The following is a 1,553-nucleotide window of genomic DNA, read 5'->3' as shown; positions in this document are numbered from 1 at the left end:
CCAAAAGTCATAAATGCGTACATGCTGGCATGTTAAGCATTTTGACTTTATGGCCCAAACAAATATGAGGAATTAGCAATTTACGCAGTAAATTAGCGGTTTCCGAATATTTGTAGAATTGCGAGAATGACGATAGTCATGTAGCAATTCGTATATCATATGGTGTCAAAAGATACTTTTGACACCTACATCATATTATTAGATAGTAAGAGGTTTATAATGGAAAGAGAGATTCTTGCTCCTATAGATAAGAATACAGCATCGCAGCTAAGGGCCGGAGATATGGTATATATATCCGGAACCATATATACTGCCAGGGATGCTGCACACAAAAGAATGGATGAAGCACTGAAAAGGGGAGATGATCTTCCTATAGATATGGAGGGAAATCTCATATACTATATGGGACCTTCGCCTGCAAGAGAGGGTCGCCCCATAGGCTCAGCCGGACCCACAACTGCCAGCCGAATGGACAAGTATGCTCCAAGGCTCCTTGATCTTGGCCTTGGCGGAATGATAGGTAAGGGCAAGAGATCTCGGGCTGTCATAGATGCCATCATAAGGAACGGATCGGTATACATGGCTGCCATAGGCGGCGCAGGAGCGCTTCTATCCAAAGCAATAGTGGAATCGGAAGTAGTTGCTTATGATGATCTGGGGACAGAAGCAATCAGGAAGCTTAAGGTTGAGAGATTCCCCGCTATAGTGGTAATCGACTGTCAGGGCAATAACCTTTATGAGTCTGCAATCCGCGAATTCAACAATGAAGAAGTCTGATTCAATTACTTTGAATAAAACAATTGACAAAGCCGTCAGTGCTTTGTATAATTATTTTTGCGTCTGATGATTTGACCAAAGACGCATGAATTCACAACCGCATATTGGTAGAGGGATTCAGACATGGAGAAATACTCAAGTGGCTGAAGAGGCGCCCCTGCTAAGGGTGTAGACCGTTAACGCGGTGCGCGGGTTCAAATCCCGCTTTCTCCGTTTAGCACATAACTCCTGAGGACTTAGGTCCTCGGGAGTTTTTTGTTGCTGTGACTTATTGGAAAATGAAATAATTGGATGCTCGGAGAACTTGATCCATAGATATTAAGTATGGACTTTTCTTCTATAATAGTGCGTATGATTCAGAAACAATTTATAAATTAAGTGTAAAGCTTCCGGATAAAACCACTATAAATAGTAGGAATGATCGAGTCCTTCTCCAAGATTTTGTAGTGTTTTAATTTTATAAAAAATTTCCAAAAAAAGGTGTTGCATTTGATATTGTGCTTTGCTATAATAACTTTTGCCCGCTTGTGAGAGGGGCAAGAAACCGCAGAATAAAGCGATTTCTAAAATGGCTTCAAAAAAACTTTTTAAAAAACTTCAAAAAGTTGTTGACAAAGATTTGAAACCATGATATCCTAAATGAGTTGCGGCTGAGAGCTGCAGCGACAAGTACCTTGACAAATAAACAGTAATGCAACCCTGAAAAATTCCAAGAGAATTATTCAGAATTAACAAACCAAAAGTAATAACGGACAGAACATTAAAGCCAAGCTTTT

1 protein-coding gene and 1 tRNA gene are annotated in these 1,553 nt (G+C 40.2%); both read left to right on the top strand.

Going from position 1 to position 1,553, the window contains the following annotated elements:
• Window positions 1-219: 219 nt before the first annotated feature.
• On the top strand, window positions 220-777 hold the full coding sequence (locus NXH67_RS09205; RefSeq protein ID WP_272797200.1) for a Fe-S-containing hydro-lyase: 558 nt from the start codon (window positions 220-222) through the stop codon (window positions 775-777).
• A 125-nt stretch (window positions 778-902) separates the two neighbouring features.
• Window positions 903-990, top strand: a tRNA-Ser gene (locus NXH67_RS09200).
• Window positions 991-1,553 lie beyond the last annotated feature (563 nt).

Source organism: Butyrivibrio sp. DSM 10294, assembly GCF_028539135.1.
In the GTDB taxonomy this organism is placed as follows: Bacteria; Bacillota; Clostridia; order Lachnospirales; family Lachnospiraceae; genus Butyrivibrio.
The sequence above is the reverse complement of the archived record's forward strand: the minus strand, read 5'-3'. Positions and strand labels throughout refer to the sequence as shown.

Excerpts from the sequence above, each read along its gene's own strand:
- NXH67_RS09205 (WP_272797200.1), top strand. The coding sequence starts at position 220 with ATGGAAAGAGAGATTCTTGCTCCTATAGATAAGAATACAGCATCGCAG.